This window comes from Streptomyces phytophilus (genome assembly GCF_013870535.1).
Lineage (GTDB): Bacteria > Actinomycetota > Actinomycetes > Streptomycetales > Streptomycetaceae > Streptomyces > Streptomyces phytophilus.
In genome coordinates, this window is the sequence record NZ_JACBXC010001265.1 from 1 (window position 1) to 1711 (window position 1711).

The window sequence follows — 1711 nt, forward strand, 5'->3', positions numbered from 1 at the left end:
CGCTCGCCGCGGCCGTCCCGGGCGCGGTCGACTCCTGGCTGTGGCTGCTCGCCGAGTTCGGCACCTGGGAGCCGGCGGACGTCCTGGCGTACGCCGTCGACTACGCGGAGCGCGGCGTCCCGGTCGTACCCCAACTGGCCCGCGTCCTGGCGACGGTCGAGGACCTCTTCCGTACGCACTGGCCGACGTCGTACGCGCAGTGGATGCCACAAGGCCGCGCCCCCGGCCCGTACGAGACGCTCGTCAACCCCGCCTACGCCCGCACCCTGCGCCGGCTCCGCACCGAGGGCACCGGCGGGAGCAGGGCCGCGCGCATCGGTGCCGTACGGGACGCCTGGCGCAGCGGGTTCGTGGCCGCCGCGCTGGCCCGGTCCGCGGCCGTACCGCACCGGCACTCCTCGGGCAGCGACCACGCCGGGGTGCTCACGGCCTCCGACCTCGCCGACTTCCGGCCGTCGCTGGAAGCCGCGGTCACCGCGGAGTTCCGCGGCACCACCGTGGCGAAGGCCGGGCTGTGGTCCCAGGGCCCCGTGCTGCTCCAGGTCCTCGCCATGCTCGACCACTTCGACGACGAGCGGATCGACCCGTCGACCGCCGCGGGCGTCCACACCCTCGCCGAGGCGCTGAAGCTGGCGATGGCCGACCGCGAGGCGTACTACGGGCACCTGGACCCGGCGGACGCCGGGACCGTCCTGCGCCGGCTGCTCTCGCCCTCGTATGCCCGCGAGCGCGCCGCGCAGATCGGCGCCGCCGCGTCCACCGAGCTGCGGCCCGGCGACATCGGCGTCGCGCCGTACACGCCGCCGCTGGTCACCGAGGAGCACGCCGTACGGGCCGACGGCGTCGGCGAACCCACCGTGCAGCAGACCGGCGACACCCGCGGCGACACCTGCCATATCGACGTCGTGGACCGCTGGGGCAACATCATCTCCGCGACCCCGTCCGGCGGTTGGCTCCAGTCCTCGCCCGCCGTGCCGGAACTCGGCTTCGCCCTGGGCACCCGGCTCCAGATGACCTGGCTCGACCCGGCGGCCCCCGCCCGCCTGGCGCCGGGGCGCCGGCCCCGTACCACCCTGAGCCCCACCCTGCTGCTGCGCCGGGGCCGGCCCGTGGCCGCGCTGGGCACACCGGGGGGCGACCAGCAGGACCAGTGGCAACTGCTCTATCTGGTACGCACCCTGGCCCTCGGTCTCACGCCGCAGGAGGCGATCGACGCACCCGCGTTCCACACCACCGCGGTACCGAGTTCGTTCTGGCCGCGTACCTGGACGCCCGCCGGGCTGGTGATCGAGGAGCGGGCGGGGGAGGCGGTCGCCGGCGAACTGCGCGCCCGCGGCCACGACGTGACCGTCTCGGGGCCGTGGAGCCAGGGCCGGCTCTCCGTCGTCACACGCGACCCGGACACCGGCCTGCTCCAGGCGGCGGCCAACCCGCGCGGCGCCCAGGGTTACGCGACCGGGCGATGAGCGGCACCGCGGCCCGCCGCCGGCCGGTCACCGAGCCGGTGCTGATGCTCGCCCTCACCTTCGCGACGGGCGTGGTCGACGCCGTCGGCTACCTGCACCTGGACCAGGTCTTCGCGGGCAACATGACCGGCAACGTCGTCATCCTCGGGATGGCGGCCACGGGCGGAACGGGGCTGCCGGTGCTCGGCCCTTCCCTGGCTCTCACCCTCTTCCTCGCCGGCGCCGCCGCGGCCGGACGGCTGCTG

Annotated in this window: 2 protein-coding genes; both read left to right on the top strand. The window is 75.7% G+C overall.

The genetic code is table 11. From position 1 onward, the window contains the following. Window positions 1–1466: gamma-glutamyltransferase family protein (locus tag H5J30_RS31440; RefSeq protein WP_181790956.1), on the top strand; the 1466-nt coding region annotated here is incomplete at its 5' end. Then, window positions 1463–1711: YoaK family protein (locus H5J30_RS31445; RefSeq protein WP_181790958.1), on the top strand; the 249-nt coding region annotated here is incomplete at its 3' end. The genes H5J30_RS31440 and H5J30_RS31445, both read left to right, overlap by 4 nt.